This is a genomic window from Acinetobacter sp. 778_lipA (genome assembly GCF_058242985.1).
Genome location: NZ_JBZAYT010000001.1, coordinates 194,777 through 210,037, shown reverse-complemented (window position 1 = coordinate 210,037; position 15,261 = coordinate 194,777). Strand labels below are relative to the sequence as shown.

General features: G+C 38.1%; 17 protein-coding genes. 10 read left to right on the top strand and 7 right to left on the bottom strand.

What is annotated here, in order from left to right; all coding sequences use genetic code 11:
• Positions 1 to 209: 209 nt before the first annotated feature.
• Positions 210 to 923, top strand: coding sequence for a hypothetical protein (locus AC4CUY_RS01040; RefSeq protein WP_004818715.1), 714 nt, complete (start codon positions 210 to 212; stop codon positions 921 to 923).
• Positions 924 to 1,128: 205 nt separating this feature from the next.
• Complete coding sequence (locus AC4CUY_RS01035; protein ID WP_419819671.1) at positions 1,129 to 1,782, top strand: hypothetical protein; 654 nt, start codon at positions 1,129 to 1,131, stop codon at positions 1,780 to 1,782.
• Between the two features lie 151 nt (positions 1,783 to 1,933).
• On the opposite strand, the gene AC4CUY_RS01030 is transcribed toward AC4CUY_RS01035, so the two are convergent.
• Positions 1,934 to 2,890: a 2-hydroxyacid dehydrogenase gene (locus tag AC4CUY_RS01030; protein WP_336952241.1), complete on the bottom strand. Its 957-nt coding sequence runs from the start codon at positions 2,888 to 2,890 to the stop codon at positions 1,934 to 1,936.
• 35 nt (positions 2,891 to 2,925) lie between these two features.
• The gene (locus tag AC4CUY_RS01025; protein ID WP_056516975.1) at positions 2,926 to 3,624 is read right to left on the bottom strand and encodes a TetR/AcrR family transcriptional regulator; all 699 of its coding nucleotides are present in this window, start codon (positions 3,622 to 3,624) and stop codon (positions 2,926 to 2,928) included.
• Between the two features lie 82 nt (positions 3,625 to 3,706).
• On the opposite strand from AC4CUY_RS01025, the gene AC4CUY_RS01020 reads away from it, so the two are divergent.
• Positions 3,707 to 4,810, top strand: coding sequence for a fatty acid desaturase (locus AC4CUY_RS01020; protein ID WP_490773560.1), 1,104 nt, complete (start codon positions 3,707 to 3,709; stop codon positions 4,808 to 4,810).
• A 121-nt stretch (positions 4,811 to 4,931) separates the two neighbouring features.
• Complete coding sequence (locus tag AC4CUY_RS01015) at positions 4,932 to 5,375, top strand: hypothetical protein (RefSeq protein ID WP_419819673.1); 444 nt, start codon at positions 4,932 to 4,934, stop codon at positions 5,373 to 5,375.
• A gap of 77 nt (positions 5,376 to 5,452) precedes the next feature.
• Here the strand turns inward: AC4CUY_RS01015 and AC4CUY_RS01010 are convergent, their stop codons facing one another.
• Positions 5,453 to 6,742: a hypothetical protein gene (locus tag AC4CUY_RS01010; protein ID WP_336952245.1), complete on the bottom strand. Its 1,290-nt coding sequence runs from the start codon at positions 6,740 to 6,742 to the stop codon at positions 5,453 to 5,455.
• Positions 6,743 to 6,831: 89 nt separating this feature from the next.
• Between AC4CUY_RS01010 and AC4CUY_RS01005 the strand changes: the two genes are divergently transcribed.
• The gene (locus tag AC4CUY_RS01005; RefSeq protein ID WP_490773559.1) at positions 6,832 to 7,608 is read left to right on the top strand and encodes a class I SAM-dependent methyltransferase; all 777 of its coding nucleotides are present in this window, start codon (positions 6,832 to 6,834) and stop codon (positions 7,606 to 7,608) included.
• Positions 7,609 to 7,637: 29 nt separating this feature from the next.
• Positions 7,638 to 8,195 carry a hypothetical protein gene (locus AC4CUY_RS01000; RefSeq protein ID WP_336952248.1) on the top strand — a complete coding sequence of 186 codons (558 nt, stop codon included), beginning with the start codon at positions 7,638 to 7,640 and terminating at the stop codon, positions 8,193 to 8,195.
• An 81-nt stretch (positions 8,196 to 8,276) separates the two neighbouring features.
• Here the strand turns inward: AC4CUY_RS01000 and AC4CUY_RS00995 are convergent, their stop codons facing one another.
• Together AC4CUY_RS00995 and AC4CUY_RS00990 are read right to left on the bottom strand one after the other, a co-directional pair.
• The gene (locus AC4CUY_RS00995) at positions 8,277 to 8,684 is read right to left on the bottom strand and encodes a protease inhibitor I42 family protein (protein ID WP_336952249.1); all 408 of its coding nucleotides are present in this window, start codon (positions 8,682 to 8,684) and stop codon (positions 8,277 to 8,279) included.
• A gap of 78 nt (positions 8,685 to 8,762) precedes the next feature.
• Positions 8,763 to 9,353: a hypothetical protein gene (locus tag AC4CUY_RS00990; protein WP_336952250.1), complete on the bottom strand. Its 591-nt coding sequence runs from the start codon at positions 9,351 to 9,353 to the stop codon at positions 8,763 to 8,765.
• Between the two features lie 183 nt (positions 9,354 to 9,536).
• Here AC4CUY_RS00990 and AC4CUY_RS00985 point away from each other — a divergent pair, with 183 nt between their 5' ends.
• Complete coding sequence (locus AC4CUY_RS00985; protein ID WP_336952251.1) at positions 9,537 to 10,160, top strand: class I SAM-dependent methyltransferase; 624 nt, start codon at positions 9,537 to 9,539, stop codon at positions 10,158 to 10,160.
• Between the two features lie 446 nt (positions 10,161 to 10,606).
• On the opposite strand, the gene AC4CUY_RS00980 is transcribed toward AC4CUY_RS00985, so the two are convergent.
• Entirely contained in the window at positions 10,607 to 11,074 is a 468-nt protein-coding gene (locus tag AC4CUY_RS00980; protein ID WP_336952252.1) for a Holliday junction resolvase-like protein, read from the bottom strand.
• A 129-nt stretch (positions 11,075 to 11,203) separates the two neighbouring features.
• Between AC4CUY_RS00980 and AC4CUY_RS00975 the strand changes: the two genes are divergently transcribed.
• The 3 genes from AC4CUY_RS00975 to sodC all read left to right on the top strand — a co-directional run bounded on the left by AC4CUY_RS00975 (position 11,204) and on the right by sodC (position 13,898).
• Positions 11,204 to 11,848: a ParA family protein gene (locus tag AC4CUY_RS00975; protein WP_336952253.1), complete on the top strand. Its 645-nt coding sequence runs from the start codon at positions 11,204 to 11,206 to the stop codon at positions 11,846 to 11,848.
• A 100-nt stretch (positions 11,849 to 11,948) separates the two neighbouring features.
• Positions 11,949 to 13,067: an AI-2E family transporter gene (locus tag AC4CUY_RS00970; protein ID WP_336952254.1), complete on the top strand. Its 1,119-nt coding sequence runs from the start codon at positions 11,949 to 11,951 to the stop codon at positions 13,065 to 13,067.
• Positions 13,068 to 13,343: 276 nt separating this feature from the next.
• The gene (gene sodC, locus AC4CUY_RS00965; RefSeq protein WP_490773558.1) at positions 13,344 to 13,898 is read left to right on the top strand and encodes a superoxide dismutase [Cu-Zn] SodC; all 555 of its coding nucleotides are present in this window, start codon (positions 13,344 to 13,346) and stop codon (positions 13,896 to 13,898) included.
• 45 nt (positions 13,899 to 13,943) lie between these two features.
• On the opposite strand, the gene AC4CUY_RS00960 is transcribed toward sodC, so the two are convergent.
• Positions 13,944 to 15,167, bottom strand: coding sequence for a DUF2252 family protein (locus AC4CUY_RS00960; RefSeq protein ID WP_336952256.1), 1,224 nt, complete (start codon positions 15,165 to 15,167; stop codon positions 13,944 to 13,946).
• Positions 15,168 to 15,261 lie beyond the last annotated feature (94 nt).

The window sequence follows — 15,261 nt, the reverse complement described above, 5'->3', positions numbered from 1 at the left end:
CTTATAAGCATCAGAATTTAAAAAATAAAAATTGCAAAGACTCCCAAACACGTTTAGTCGTAACATTCATTCACAATTCTTACACTATTGTTAAAACTCTGTAGATAAGCTGTTGCTGTTTTATCTCAAAGACTATTTTTATACATATTTCACATTATTATAGGCAACACTCAAACTTGAACTCATTCAGGTACAGGATAAAACTAATTATGAAAATGCTTAAAACAACAGTGATCGCCACAGCACTTCTTGCCAGCTCTCCTCTTTTTGCCAATACAGATGTAAGTGCAAATGCTTCTGCTGAAGTCGGAACCAATGGAGGCATTCTAAGCAACATTGGTCAAGGTATCCATAACACTGCAGATAAAGTTGGTAATGGAATTGAAAAAGGTGTTGATAAAACCCGTGATGTGTCTAAAGACGCTTGGGATGGCACTAAGAATACTGCTGCTAAAGTAGGTACAGGAATTGAAAAAGGTGTCGATAAGACCCGTGATGTGTCTAAAGACGCTTGGGATGGCACTAAAAATGTTGCTGATAAAGTCGGGACAGGTGTAGAAAAAGGTGTCGATAAGACCCGTGATGTTTCTAAAGATGCATGGGACGGCACTAAACATGCTGCTGATAAAGTTGGAACGGGTGTGGAAACAGGCATAGACAAAGGTAAAGTTGCAACGAAAGGTGCGTGGGAGAATACCAAAAAACTAAGTTCTGAAGCTGGGCATAACACCAAAGAAGCAGCGGTTAAAGTAAAAGACAAAACCAAATCAGCAACAAGTAAAACTTGGCAGAAAACCAAAGATCTAGTTAAACCTAAACCAGCAAATACAGGTGCAAAAGTAAATTCACAAACCCATGTAAAAACACCAGTAGGTAGCGCTAAAGTCGCCGTATCTACAGACGCTAAGGTTGCTACAAAATAATTTAAACTTAATGCCCATTTAGAAAAGCTCACTCAGGTGAGCTTTTCTTATACATCAGCCAGTAATATGCTATGCAATGTATACATATGTTTTCTTGCTGTAGGATTCTTCTTTCAATTTTACTTTTTATCTAAATAAAACAGTATGATAACCCCAATCAACACTGAGCGAATCGCTACAATCATCATAAAGGGATCAAAACATCATGAAGATGATCAAAAGTCTATGTGTGATCACTGCAATACTTGCAACACCATCACTCTATGCGCAAACCAATACTCAAAATCAAACCCAGCCATATGGTGATAATCCAAATATTTTTAAAGTATTGGCACATAAGACCGGTGAAGCTGTACAGAATACCGCTGAAAAAGTAGGTGATGCGACCGAAAAAGGAATTCAAAAAATTAAACCGTCTTTGGATGAAACCATTGAAAATACCAAAAAATATACCACTGAAAAAGCCACCGAGGCTCGTGATAGTACCCGCCAAGGCATCGATACTGCGGTAAAAAAGGTTGAGCAAACCAAAGATCGAGTAATGGGTAAAACTAGTTTAAATGTACCGATTGAACAAGGCAGTTTAAGTCAGTCTTCGACCACACCCAATACGACGAATACTGTAACTGCTGCAACTACAGCAAACGTTCAAAATACGCCGATCACCACACAACCTGTTCAACCCGCAGTTCAAAATCAATTACCCAACAATGGGCAAGAAGAACCTGAAATTAAAAAACAGTCATTACCAATCGAGAAGCAAAAGCGTGATGTCAACACCAATACCACAGGTTTAAAAGATACCAAATCAACCAATACGCAAAGTTCAACAGATGATGAGGTTGGTGTACCAAGATAATCAGTTAAACACACTTAATTCTTAGCACGCCACACCTTGCGCTACCTATGCTCAAGGTGATAGCAGTAAAACGAATATCGCTATTTAATAATGTTTTTAACTCTACCTTTTAATCGCACCTTTTTTTAATTGTGCTTTTAAATTAGGGCCTTTATTCATTCACTTGACGAATCACTTTACCCTGCTTAAATGCTTCAACATTTTCAAGCATTTGATTCACAATACGTTGACGTGCATCTACACTGCCCCACGCACTATGCGGTGTGATAATCAGGTTTGGAATATCTTCTGCTAGTAATACATTTCCGTGTGTCGGCGGTTCGACAGAAAGTACATCAGTTGCCGCACCTGCAATTTTGCCTTGTCTCAATGCATCGGCCAAAGCCTGTTCATTAACGATACCACCTCGGGCACAATTGATTAAAAATGCAGATTTTTTCATTTTATCAAATGCTTGGCTATCAATTAAATCACGTGTTTCATCTGTTAGAGGACAATGCAGAGAAAGAAAATCGACTTGCGCAAGCAATTCGGCAAAAGGTATTCGATCCTTATGCGTTGGTCGATTGGGTAATGATGCGACCAAAATTTTCATCCCAAAAGCTTCTGCCAACTTGGCAACCGCTTGACCCAGCTCACCATAACCAATGATGCCAAGAGTTTTCCCAGATAATTCAACAATTGGAAAATCCAGTAAGCAGAAAATTGGCGATTTGTTCCATTCGCCTTGTTTAACTGCATGCTCATATTTGAGTAAAGATGTCGCTAATGCCAACATTAACGTCAGTGTATGCTGTGCAACTGCAGATGTGCCATAGCCCTGACAATTACACACGACAATACCTTTTGATCGTGCAAAATCTAAATCAATATTGTTGGTCCCCGTGGCCGAAATCAAAATTAATTTTAAATTTTTACATTGCTCCATCGCCTCAGCATTCACAATCACTTTGTTGCTGATCACCACGTCTACATGTTGAATGCGTGCTAGAACTTGCTCTGCTGTGGTCGATGGATAAAGTATTAAGTCATCAAAAGCTGCTTTTAGCTGACTAAAATCCAAATCCTGTTTATCTAAAGATTCATAATCTAAAAATACAGCTTTCATTGCTTTTCCTTAATGATAGAGAGCCAGTTTTACGCTTATGAAGCAGATGCTTCTGGAAAACCAAAAGAATTATTCTTTAAAGCCAGTAAGTATGCATTGGTCATACGGTAGGCCTCTTGAATAATGGCTTCAGAAATATAGCTTTCGTTGTAATAACCATGCTTCATACAAGTAAAAACCAATTCCATTAAAATCGTCAATGTATCTGGCTCTTGAGGTACATATTCATCCACTTTAATCATTTCCAGTGCTTTTCGTACGCCATGACTGACTTTTTTTAATTCTATTTGGTATTCTAGATAAGCTTGGCGGGTAAAAGGTCCACTTAAAATCAACAAGCTTGCTGTTTCAGATTCATTAAAATATTTGGCTGTGGTACGAATCATACTTTCTGAGAGTAACTGCCCGTATACTTCTATCGGTGCATTTGGATTTTCCGTCAACACTCGAACAGCCGCCTGTCCGAGTTGTTTAACTAAATCGTTTAAATGCGTCAGTGCAATGTGACGAAAAATATCGTATTTCGTCGGAAAGAATTGATAAATACTGGTCCGTGGAACGCCAGATGCATTGGCAATCTCGGGAATCGAAATCTTTTCAATTCCAATGGATAACAGTAACTCTTGCGTGGTTGCCAGCATCTTATCCATTCTTTTTTGGGAACGTTCTTGTTTTGGTTGACTCACCTTTTTCGTCATTTTTTTTAAAACTGACGTTGACGTTATTTTAATCATCAGATAATCTCTCATAAAAACCAACAAATGTTGGTTTTAAAAACTTCCTTGTAGTACTACAAAAATATAGAGGAAACCGGAGATGAATTTACCCCTTTCCGATGTACAAATGTCCATACAAAGCAAAACTAAACTTTTTGCTGATCCAGAAGATGAACAACGTAGCCACCGAATTCGCAAAGCAATTTTGGAAGCTGGAAATCAATTACGCGAACGTCATCCTTGGCTGGTTCAGCACCAAGACCAAATTGGCCTAGCCATCCTTGCAACAGCTGTAACAGGGATTATTTTCAATATAACACAATACACTCGTGGGAAAATGCCTTGGTACGTGGCAATTCCGCTTTCTGCATTTTGGATGTCGCTCTTACATGAACTAGAGCATGATCTTATTCACCAAATGTATTACCGTAAAAACAAAAAAATCAATGATGCCATGTTGGCAGCCGTTTACGCCTTTCGCCCTAGTACCGTGAACCCGTGGATACGTCGCGAGGTACATTTACATCACCACAAATCATCGGGTACTAAAACAGATTTAGAAGAACGCGGTATTAACAATGGTGATCAATGGGGCTTAAAACGTTTGCTGATGACTGGTGACAATATGTTGGCGATCTATTTACGCCCCATCACCATGATGAAAACCACCAAGCGTTTTATTCATGCGCAAAAGCATTTATCCCAAGCCGCTAAACTCAAATTAAAAGCAAAACTTTCTGCGAGTTATGCACCCTTTGGACAAATTCATTATGCCTTATGGCATGGTTTCTTATTGATCAATGCTGCCAAATTGGCAATGAAAGCCGCGGGCATAGCGCAACCTAAAAATAGCGTATGGAGACTTGCAGACAAAACCACAAAGTTTTATGCCGTTAGCATTGCAGCACCAAATTTCTTACGCACCTTAAGTCTGCATTTTACCAGTTCCAATATGCATTATTATGGCGATGTTGAAGATGGCAATATCGTTCAGCAGTGTCAGGTCTGGACAGATTGGCGGATGAAACCTTTACAGGCCTTTTGTTTTAACTTTGCTGGTACACATGCGATTCACCATTTTGTTGTACGTGATCCATTTTATATTCGTCAAGCCATTGCCCAAGACTGCTATCCAGTGATGCAAGCAAATGGGGTCCGTTTTAATGACTTTGGGACGTTTAAACGAGCGAATCGTAGGTTCTAAACTTGATAACTGATATCTTCGTCTTATTCGTTGATAAAAACCTTTGGCATGGATCTTTTATATTTTAAAACACCTGATTACGCCTTATAGTGAATTAAACAATCAAAAAAAAGATCTTACAATGAATTGGACAGCTTATCTGTCACTTATGCTCGCTCTGCTTTGTTTTGGCTTATATTCACCAGTCTATGCAAAAGCATATGTTTTACAGTCGATGAATAACGTGGACGAAGCTGAGTTTAGAAGTTCTGAGGGAAATGAATTTAAACTGATTAAATTAAATCGGGGTTGTCGTATTCAAGCTCGATATTATTTGGAAATGGAAAATCGTGTGTTTAATTATACTTTCCTTCATCAACCATCCATGAAGCAAAAACTGCTCCATGCCACGCAAAAAACCTTCCGTTATCACTATAAAAACGGTGAAGAAGGTTCTCTGGCAGCAGTGACTGATATTTATCAACATTCCAGCGAAGTCTATAAAGTCAGTGACTTAGAGGTTCAAAATGAATTTAAAAAATATAGCGCGTTATTTCCAATCACCTATTTAAAGCAATGTAACTAAAGCTGCATCTGTCTATTTAAATGGCTCAAATGTCAAATCGTTAGACACCAAATGGTGTTTCAGCTCAACCGCTGACTTTAAGCAACCTTAAAGTGGCAAAACTCATTTAAGCTTTCATCATCAAAACTCACCAAACCTTGAATATCACAACTCATATAAAAGTTTTTATAGGTCAACACATAAAAGTCTGTGGTTTTTTTAATCACAATTGGATTCATATCCAAAGACAAAGCTTCATCTTGCTTAAATAATTTGGTCACACGGCGATCATTCATACAAATCAAATAGGTTTGCTTTTTGATTTCTACCTGTGCCAAACCATTATTTTCAACATGTAATGGAATAATGTATTTTCCATTCACATCAATTACTTGTTGATCATAGCTTTCTAGCTTTTGTGTGATCACGTTAAATACTAAAATATTGCCAAAACTGTCTTGTAGCTGCGTTTTATCTTCAAAAGCAAAATTGACTTGAATACCCAGTTTCTGCAAATCTTGCTCATCCACTCGCTTATTGGTCAATAAAATACGAGTAATGGTCTGCTTTAAACTGGCATCAAAGAAAGTACTATCCAGTTGAATATCTGTACCTTTTAGAATTTTACCCAAAGCTTCGTTATGTGTCCCCAATAAGTGAGCAATCACACTACGATAATAAAATTTGCTGTTTTTCTTTACTTCACGAATCTGCTTATAAAAATAAGTTTGATCGTATTCACGTTCAATAAAATCATGTAGTAACGCAGAGTTGGCTAAAACTGCAATCGCATCATGACCAGTATACGGTAAATGTAACGTATGCAATTGAGGGATCAATGGCTTAATTTTTAAATAATGTTCTTTATCATTTTCAAAATAAGGGTCATAAACAATGATGTATTCACAGTCTGCAACGATATCTTGTGCCTGAATACGCATATCCGCATTTAATTCAGCATCATAGAAATCTGTATAACGCTTGTCCTCAACCTCTAAAGGGTCGATAGAATATTGCGGAACCATGGCAACAACACGATTCATTTTTAAAGCTTTGGCATATTTGATTGCCGCATAGCCACCCATCGAACCGCCATAACCCACGATATTTTTAAATTGTTTTAAAATGGGATCTAGGTGCTCTAACAATGCCACCATGCTTGAAGCAGGAAACCAAGACTTCTGTTTTGGCATAATCCCGACCACAGCATAGTTATATTTCATCAAAGACTTTTCAGCATTGATGGAAAGTCCTTTGGCTCTAGAAATCAAGTCACCAAATGACAGAACTAAAGTGTCAGAATCGCCTTGTAAATAGATTGCTCTAATATGATCATCTTCAAAAATTATTTGCTTATCCATTCGCACACCGAGCATTAGCTCTATCATTGGCTGAAATTAAATAAATAGGCACTTGCCTATTGATTGCATCAAGTGTCATATTTTATAGAGTCTAGTCAGATAAAAAAGCGCAAAATATGACACATTCCTTACATCCTGCTGCTCAAAAAGGCTTCAGTACTGTTGCAGAACTTTATCAACAAGTCAGACCCAATTACCCACAAGATGTGGTCAAATGGTTAAAAGAAGATTTAGCCCTTGGCTCAGATTCAAGTGTTGTTGACTTAGGCGCAGGTACTGGAAAATTTCTCCCTTACCTCAAACAAGCAACGACCAATATTATTGCTGTCGAGCCCGTCACAGAAATGTTGGAACAATTGAAAATAGTACATCCTGATGTGCAAACGCTTCAAGCAAAGAGTGATCAAATTCCGTTAAAATCTGAAAGTATTGATGCTGTTTTGTGCGCGCAGTCATTTCACTGGTTTGCCAATATTGAAACTTTGAATGAAATTCACCATATTTTAAAACAGAATGGTCATCTTGGTTTGGTCTGGAACCAGCGTGATGAGACGATAGACTGGGTTAAAGCATTGGCAGATTTGCTCGCAACAATCGAAGATGACACGCCACGTTACCATAGTGGCCAGTGGAAATTGGTGTTTGAAAATCAATTTTTATTCCAACTTGAAACAGCCAAAGTCTTTTCACAAGTACAAACTGGAACCGTAGAAAATGTAGTGAGCAAGCGATTATTATCCACCAGTTTTATTGCTGCGATGTCTAAACAAGAACAACTCAAGCTAAAACACAAATTCGAACATATTGTCTTGGAATATACGGGTAAACATGCGCAAGATGAAATAGACTTCCCTTACGTTACCTATGTTTATAACTTTAGGAAACTGCGCTAATCGAAACGCTTTAATGAGGAATGTTTATCATGAATTTAATACTTCGCCCTTTACTCCTTTCAGGTTTACTCACATCAGTCGTTTTCATGGCAGCATGTTCTCCTAAAGATAGCCCACAGCAGAATAATTCATCTGAACCCAAAGATGCCTCTCAAGAGATCATGGATCAATTGAAAACCAAACCGATTAAAACCTTTCCAAGTACACCAGACGATGCTCACGATATTGCATTGCTTGAAGAATATGATCAAAAATTTACTGAAAATAATAATGCTTTAGAAGCTGATCTTAAAAAACGTGCTTCTGATGGAAGCCTTACTGAAGAAATAGATCGTCAGCTTAAACGTGATGGTATTGAATCTGCACTGAATATGCTCAAAGAGCTGGATCTAAAAACCGAACAAGGACGCTATATTCAAGGGTTACGCTATCAATATTGGGAAAATCAAGCCAAAGTCTATGATGAGAAAAAGCAATCTGCAGATGGGGAACTGAAAAATCCAAGTGATGCAGTCAAAGGTATGGGAGAAATGTTAAGTGCTGATGAGCAACTTGATCATTGGAAACAATTGACCGATAAAAGATAAAAAAACAAATGCTTTAATCTGCTCTTGTGCGCTAACAGATCGCACAAAAGCAGAAACGCTGATCAAGATTAAAACTCAATGCTAAGAAACTCGAATGCGACAACGCCATTGTTGATCAGGTTGTTTTGAAGACTCCCATGAACGAATATGCACCAATTCAATATAGTCTTGTCCTGGTTTTTCAGCTTTAAACCGGAAAGTTTTTGTTCCACCTACACCCACTGCCCCCTCTTCACTGTCATTTTGCAAATAGGTTTCTTCTGTTTTAAAAATTTTAAGTGGTTGTAATAACTGCCATTGATAACCTGTGCTAGGATTTTCAGGTGCATTGAAAACAAGTACCTCACCTACTTTCATATCCATCAAAGTTGGGCACTTTTGTTTCAATGTATACTCATGTGTTTTACCTTCCACTGTAGGACTTGAACTTTGACAAGCGACTAAGCCCAAACTGCAAAACAACAAAGTAAAACCCACTAAACCTTTCATTTATCACACTCTTTATGATCAAATTGGCTAAAATTATAGCAAACCTTATCATCTTCTCTGATGTGGCTCAATTTGAATTTAGATATTTTGCTTTTCCAACCACTGAATAGAATTTACACGAATCAGTTTACACGCCCCATCCCCCACACCATTCCAATCTAAAGCAGATTTCCACACCAAATCTTTATCATTCACTTGGACCAAATCGCCTGTTAAGCGAACGAGATCCCCGCGCTTTACCTGTTTGATTTGCTGAGCAATTTTAGGATTAGCCGGGATAATATGCATGTTACTGACCAATTGAGTTGCTAATTGAGCTGGAATGGGTGGTCGAGCCATTTTCCAATTTAAGAAACGGTCATATTGATTGATTGAAATCTGGCGGGCAATTTCAGGTTCAGTAAATAAACCACGAGTTACCGCATAATCAATTGGAGAAAATTTTGCTTGCTCATCATCTTTATATTCTTTTGAACCGAGAATCCGAAACTCCCCATGAAAGGGTTCTAAAACAGAAATTTTCTGATGTTGATCTATTGGCGCCAAACCATTGGCAATATTAAATGCTGGGTTACTTGTTGAAACTTTAGAGGAATCAGTAGATTGAAAAGCATATACCTGAAAAGTACTCAGTGCCATCAACGCTGCACAGATTAACTTTTTACTCATAATATGCTCCTCAAACCACAGTTAAAAATTGTACAAAATCTATAATCCTAGTATTAATATAAAAACTTAAAATAAAAATCGAGTTTCGGTAACAAAATACAGAGATTTCGTCCTATTTTTGTCTTATATTCAAAGTATGCTTTGGTTAGAATTTAGCTTATCCCCATCTAATTGCATAAAATTATGATTTATAGATTTTACCAACAACGTATCTTCCCGCATTTACTCAATCAAGTGATGCAAACACCCAGCATGATGGATGGACGTGCAGAATTACTTGGAAAAGTTCGAGGTGAAGTCTTAGAAATCGGTTTTGGCACAGGTTTAAACCTGCCATTTTACCAAGAGGTTGATCAAGTTTATGCACTTGAACCAAACCGCGATGTATACCAACTTGCTCAGAAACGGGTATTTGATGCACCCTTTCATGTACAACATATTCAAGCCAGTGCCGAAAAGTTACCTTTTGCAGATAATTCAGTCGAGAATATCGTCAGTACATGGACTATGTGCAGTATTGCCAATTTAGATAAAGCCATTCAAGAAATTCATCGGGTTTTAAAACCTCAAGGTACACTACATCTAATTGAACACGTTCAATATCATGACAATAGCACCCTAAAAAAATTGCAAGATATTTTAACCCCTATACAAAAGATTATTGCCGATGGTTGCCACTTAAACCGTAATATTGAACTTGAACTTTTAAATGCCAATTTTAAGTTTTCTGAAAAATATTATTTTGATGCTGAAGATCTGCCAAAAATTGGACGGCGTATGTTTATGGCCAGAGCACACAAGCTCTAAGCTTTCGTGGTTTAATAGAATAGATAAATTTAATAGAAAATTTGAGATAGTCAAACCACCTCATTATTCAGACAAGTGATTTTCATCAAGTTATTGATCATCAATGAAGCTTATGTTTTTGTATGAACTTTTAAAGGTTTTTAGCAATGAATAAGTTTTTGTATTTTTGAATCCTAGATAGTTATCCTACCCTACTGGGACGACAGAGATGTCGCCGTTGAGCGGGGTTACAGGACATACACCTCGCCCAATGAACAAAAACAAAGCACGGTTTTTTAGCGCAAGGTTTGGTATCCCTTACGAAAAGTGAGGCATCACCTACGCCAAGATACTTTAACTTTGATTGTAAAGTATGGCATTGCAAGCCTTTTTATAATCAAATAATTTATTTTTTCCATACAATTGCTTTAATCCAAAAGCTGCACACTCAATTACACTTTTATCCTCTAATCTTGAAAATCAATCCGAATCGTTTCAAAGCGTACTCGCCCATCATGAATTGCTTGAGCAATCGCTTGCTGTCCTTTAGTCAAACGTGCCCCACCACTCTTAATATCAATCAACACCACTTCAATATCCTCTGCCAAACCTTCACCATCTCGAAAATCGGTATAACCATCAAACACGACATAATCAATAGGATCACCTAAGAACTTGGCATCACTGGGTAAATAACGAAACTCAGGCATGATTGGTGCAAGTTGTTCCGCCATTTTGCCTTTCAGCACAGCACGACTGGTATTTACACTACGCTTTTGCGCGCTTGCTAAAGCCTGCTGATGCTCTAACTCCAACTCAGCAATATACTGTTCGTACTCTGCTTTTATTTTGCCATTACGCGTACTTGATAACACGATTGTGGTTAAAACGATGCCAATACACGCACCAATTAACATCGCCATCCAGATGGACATGCTTTTTCCTTTAACTCGATATCTTGCACAATGTAAACAACTACTAAAGTTTTGTCATGTATAACCTATATGCTAAAAATTAATGCTAAAGTAAGGTGAAGGTTAGCTTACAGACTTAATTGATCAATCATGAAAACAATACTTGTTGCAAATTTAAAAGGCGGTTGTGGGAAAACAATTACAGCAATAACATTAGCGACAGCGCTTGCACAAAAAGGCTATAAAGTGGCCTTGGCTGATGCAGATGGACAAAAATCTGCACTGCAATGGTTAAAGCAACGCCCTAACACTGCAGCAACAATTCAAAGTCTGGATTGGCGTCATGAAAAATCAATTGGTGATGCACCTAAAAACCTAGATTATTTAGTGATTGATGCACCAGGTGCCTTAACTGGTGAACATGCAGAACAACTGATTAGTGAGTGCCATGCTGTAGTCACTCCGCTACAACCTTCTTTTTTTGATATCGACAGTACTCGACGTTTCCTTAAACACATCCAAGACATTAAAAAAATTCGTAAAGGCAAAGTTTCTGTATATCTGGTTGCCAACCGAATGAAAGCCAACAGCTCTAGCTCGAAAGATATTCAGCAATTCTTTGATAAAATCGAACAAAAACCTGTTGCATGGATATCCGAACGTACTGCCTATAGCCAATTGGCGATGCAAGGTTTAAACGTTTTTGATAAAACCCAAAAGAACTTTTTAACCATTCAAGAACAATGGCAACCCTTACTTGATGCTTTAATAGACGATCCAAGCGATTGGTTCTAAAACCAATTCAATAAAGATCAGATAAAGTAGGGTTAAAATTTGCCACACTTTATTTTTCAGTTAATATTGAGTCAATCACTCACAATTTTTAGAGTAATTCGTGCAAGATTTCACTTCGAACTTACAACGTATCTTATTGTTTGGATTATTGTTTATCCTTATTTTTCTAGGTTACGATATTCTCAAATACTTCATTGTACCTGTGTTATGGGCCTGTATTATTGCCTATATGACTTGGCCAATGTACAAACGCATCTTAAGAATGTTTGGTTCGAATCGACCTACCCTCAGTGCATCACTCATGATTACGCTGGTGGTTTTGGTGGTTGGAATTCCACTGACTTTTGCCATTTTTATTTTACAACATGAAGGACGAAATCTTTATTTCGACCTCCAACGCCAATTATCTTCAGGTCATTTGACTGTTCCAGACTTTATCCGTGAACTCCCCATCATCGGCAAAGAAGTTAGCCGTACTGTACGTGAAATTAATGCTGATCCTACCAGCCTTTCACAAACCATTGGTCTTTGGATTCAAGGCCATATGAACTATGGTAAATTCGTCTTGAACGAAATTACCAAAAATCTGGTTAAGCTAGGTTTTGCAATCATGTCTTTATTCTTCTTCTACCGAGATGGTCAAACCATTTTGGAGCAAGTCAGTAAAGCCTTACAAATGTTAATTGGTCCACGTATTCACCATTATCTTGATACCATTTCTGAGACGACTCGGGCTGTGGTTTATGGTGTTGGTTTAACTGCCGTTGCTCAAGCATTTCTTGCTGGTGTGAGTTATTTTGTTGCAGGTGTACCCAATCCAATGGTCCTTACCATTGTGACGTTCTTGATGGCACTGATTCCATTCGGCCCTCCTGTTGCTTATGGTGCAGTTTCATTATGGCTTTTCTCACAAGGTCAAACCATGGAAGCAATTGGTGTAATGGCTTGGGGTGTTTGTATTGTCAGTACTGCTGATAATGTGATTCGACCTTTGGTTATTTCAGGTGCAACCAAGATTCCGTTCTTGTTGATCATGTTTGGTGTACTTGGTGGATTAGCAAGTTTTGGACTGGTTGGACTGTTTATTGGCCCTGTCATTCTTGCAATTCTCTTGGCAATTTGGCGTGAGTGGTTACATGAAACTACTGAATCAGAGAGCCTCATGCCTGATGCAACAATGGCTTATGACATTGATGAGGATAAACCCACCAAATCCTAAGCTGAATGCCAGCAAGTAAACGTTAAAATGCAATAGTTATAACCACTATATTCGCCAATAAGCATGAGTTGGCGAATATATCTTGTATAGCTATCTTTAATATCGCAGATATACTACGTAATGATTTTCTTCATTTATTTTAATCAACATAATCAATACCAATCAAACTCTCTGTTAAATAAATTCATACAATCAGACATTTAATTCACATTGTTTATCCTGTTGGGCTTTGTTTGAATAGTTACTAATCATAATCAAATACTTTGGATGCGTTCAATGACATCTACTTTTTTTAAAACTTCTATACTTTGTACATGTATCACCCTATTTACAGCAGCATGTAGTACAACAACGGTCAACCCTAAGCTTAAAACACCATTACAAACAGTAGATATTCATGCTGTATCTGCACAAGGCATTGGTTCAAAAATTGGTACAGTGAGCTTGCAAGACTCTCCAAATGGTTTAACAATCAACACTCAACTTAGCCACTTACCTTCGGGTTATCATGGTTTTCATATTCATGAAAAAGGTTCATGTGCACCTGGTGAAAAGGATGGAAAAATAGGCGCTGCTTTAGCTGCGGGTGGGCATTTCAATCCTCAAAAAACTGGTCATGGCACCCCGAATGATGGACATATGGGGGATTTACCTGTACTGAATGTAGATTCCAATGGAAATGCAAAAACAACCTTAATTGCGCCACGTTTAAAATTGGCAGATATTCAGGGCTTAGCCATCATGATTCATGCAGGCGGGGATAACTATTCAGATCATCCAAAACCCCTTGGTGGTGGTGGAGATCGTATAGCATGTGGTGTGATTCAATAATTTGATCATAAATTGTGGATAAGTCTGCTCTTATCCACATCTTTTTTATTTCAGATGTGAAAGCGCATAACGACGGCAATGTTCCAAATAACCAGCCTCATGTACACTCATCAATTCAACAATACTCCGCCATAGCCAAAATGGTGCCTCGATGGTTTTTGATTGATTGCGTTTTAACTCTTTTATCCAAGCATTGCGTACTGGATCATCCATCTGTCGAGCATGTGCACGACCAACCACAAAAGCCAAATAGAAAGCCAAGTCTTTGGCTTCAACTTCATTGACCCCTTCTATTTCGAGTTTTAAATCTTGTGGCAATAACTCTCGAATAAAAATCGAAGTATCTAAAAACTTACTTGCTCGCATCCGCTCCCCTAAAAATGGTGATAAGTGTCTTGCACCTTCAACAATTCTTGCTGCATTGTCTTTTGGCATCGGTGTATTTGAATAACGTGGTGCAAGTGCTGTTGTGGCTTCTTTCAGATCCATTAAACATAGGCCTTTCCCATCTCTGACAATATGATTGGATGAATCCATCAGTACGATATAGCGCAATAGGCCTAAAGAACTGCACCCTTTAACCCAATATGCTGAATCGATGACTTTCAATTGAGCGGATTGATCACGCTGGCCAATCATTGTGACCAAGTCCTGAATATCAGGCTGATTAAAAACACTGTGGATTTCGAGATGTTCTTTTTTCAATAGGGGCCAAAATCGTTTCCCCAAGATGATTTCTGGCTTTAAAGCTTCTAAACGCTCTCTTGCTAAATTTTTCCAGGTTCGCTTCAGTGCTTTCTGCATTGCACTATGCACAAGGACAGGTCGCTGTAATTTACCAATCCCCTGACCATTGTGTGCTAAGGCATAAACATAACCCGCGTAAAGCGCTTCAATCATCTGTGCGGTAACGACCCCAGGTAAATCAGAGCTACGTACAGCCGTCGCTAAGGATAGTCCTAAGCGGATAACATCATTGGCTGGATTACCAATCACGGTTTGATCTAAATCACGAATCTCAATATCAATTTTACCCTCTGCATTGGCTACAGGACCCAAATTACCGGTATGGCAGTCCCCACAAATCCAAATCGCTGGTCCTTGTGGTATCGAACTTATTTCCGCTTGCTTTAACCAATCATAATATTTGGCAGTATTGCCTCGTACATAGGCATGGATGGAACCTGCCATTTTTAAATTACGACGTTCTGTTAATTCAGCATTGCGGTAACGCGGTTGTTTTATTTCAGTGTTTTGCTTTCTTGGCATTTTTACTATTTTAAGTACTTGATCACTTATTCTGAGTTTTTTTAAGCGTTTAAGTAAGGGCTCAACTGTATATAAAATGTTGAATATTACCGTT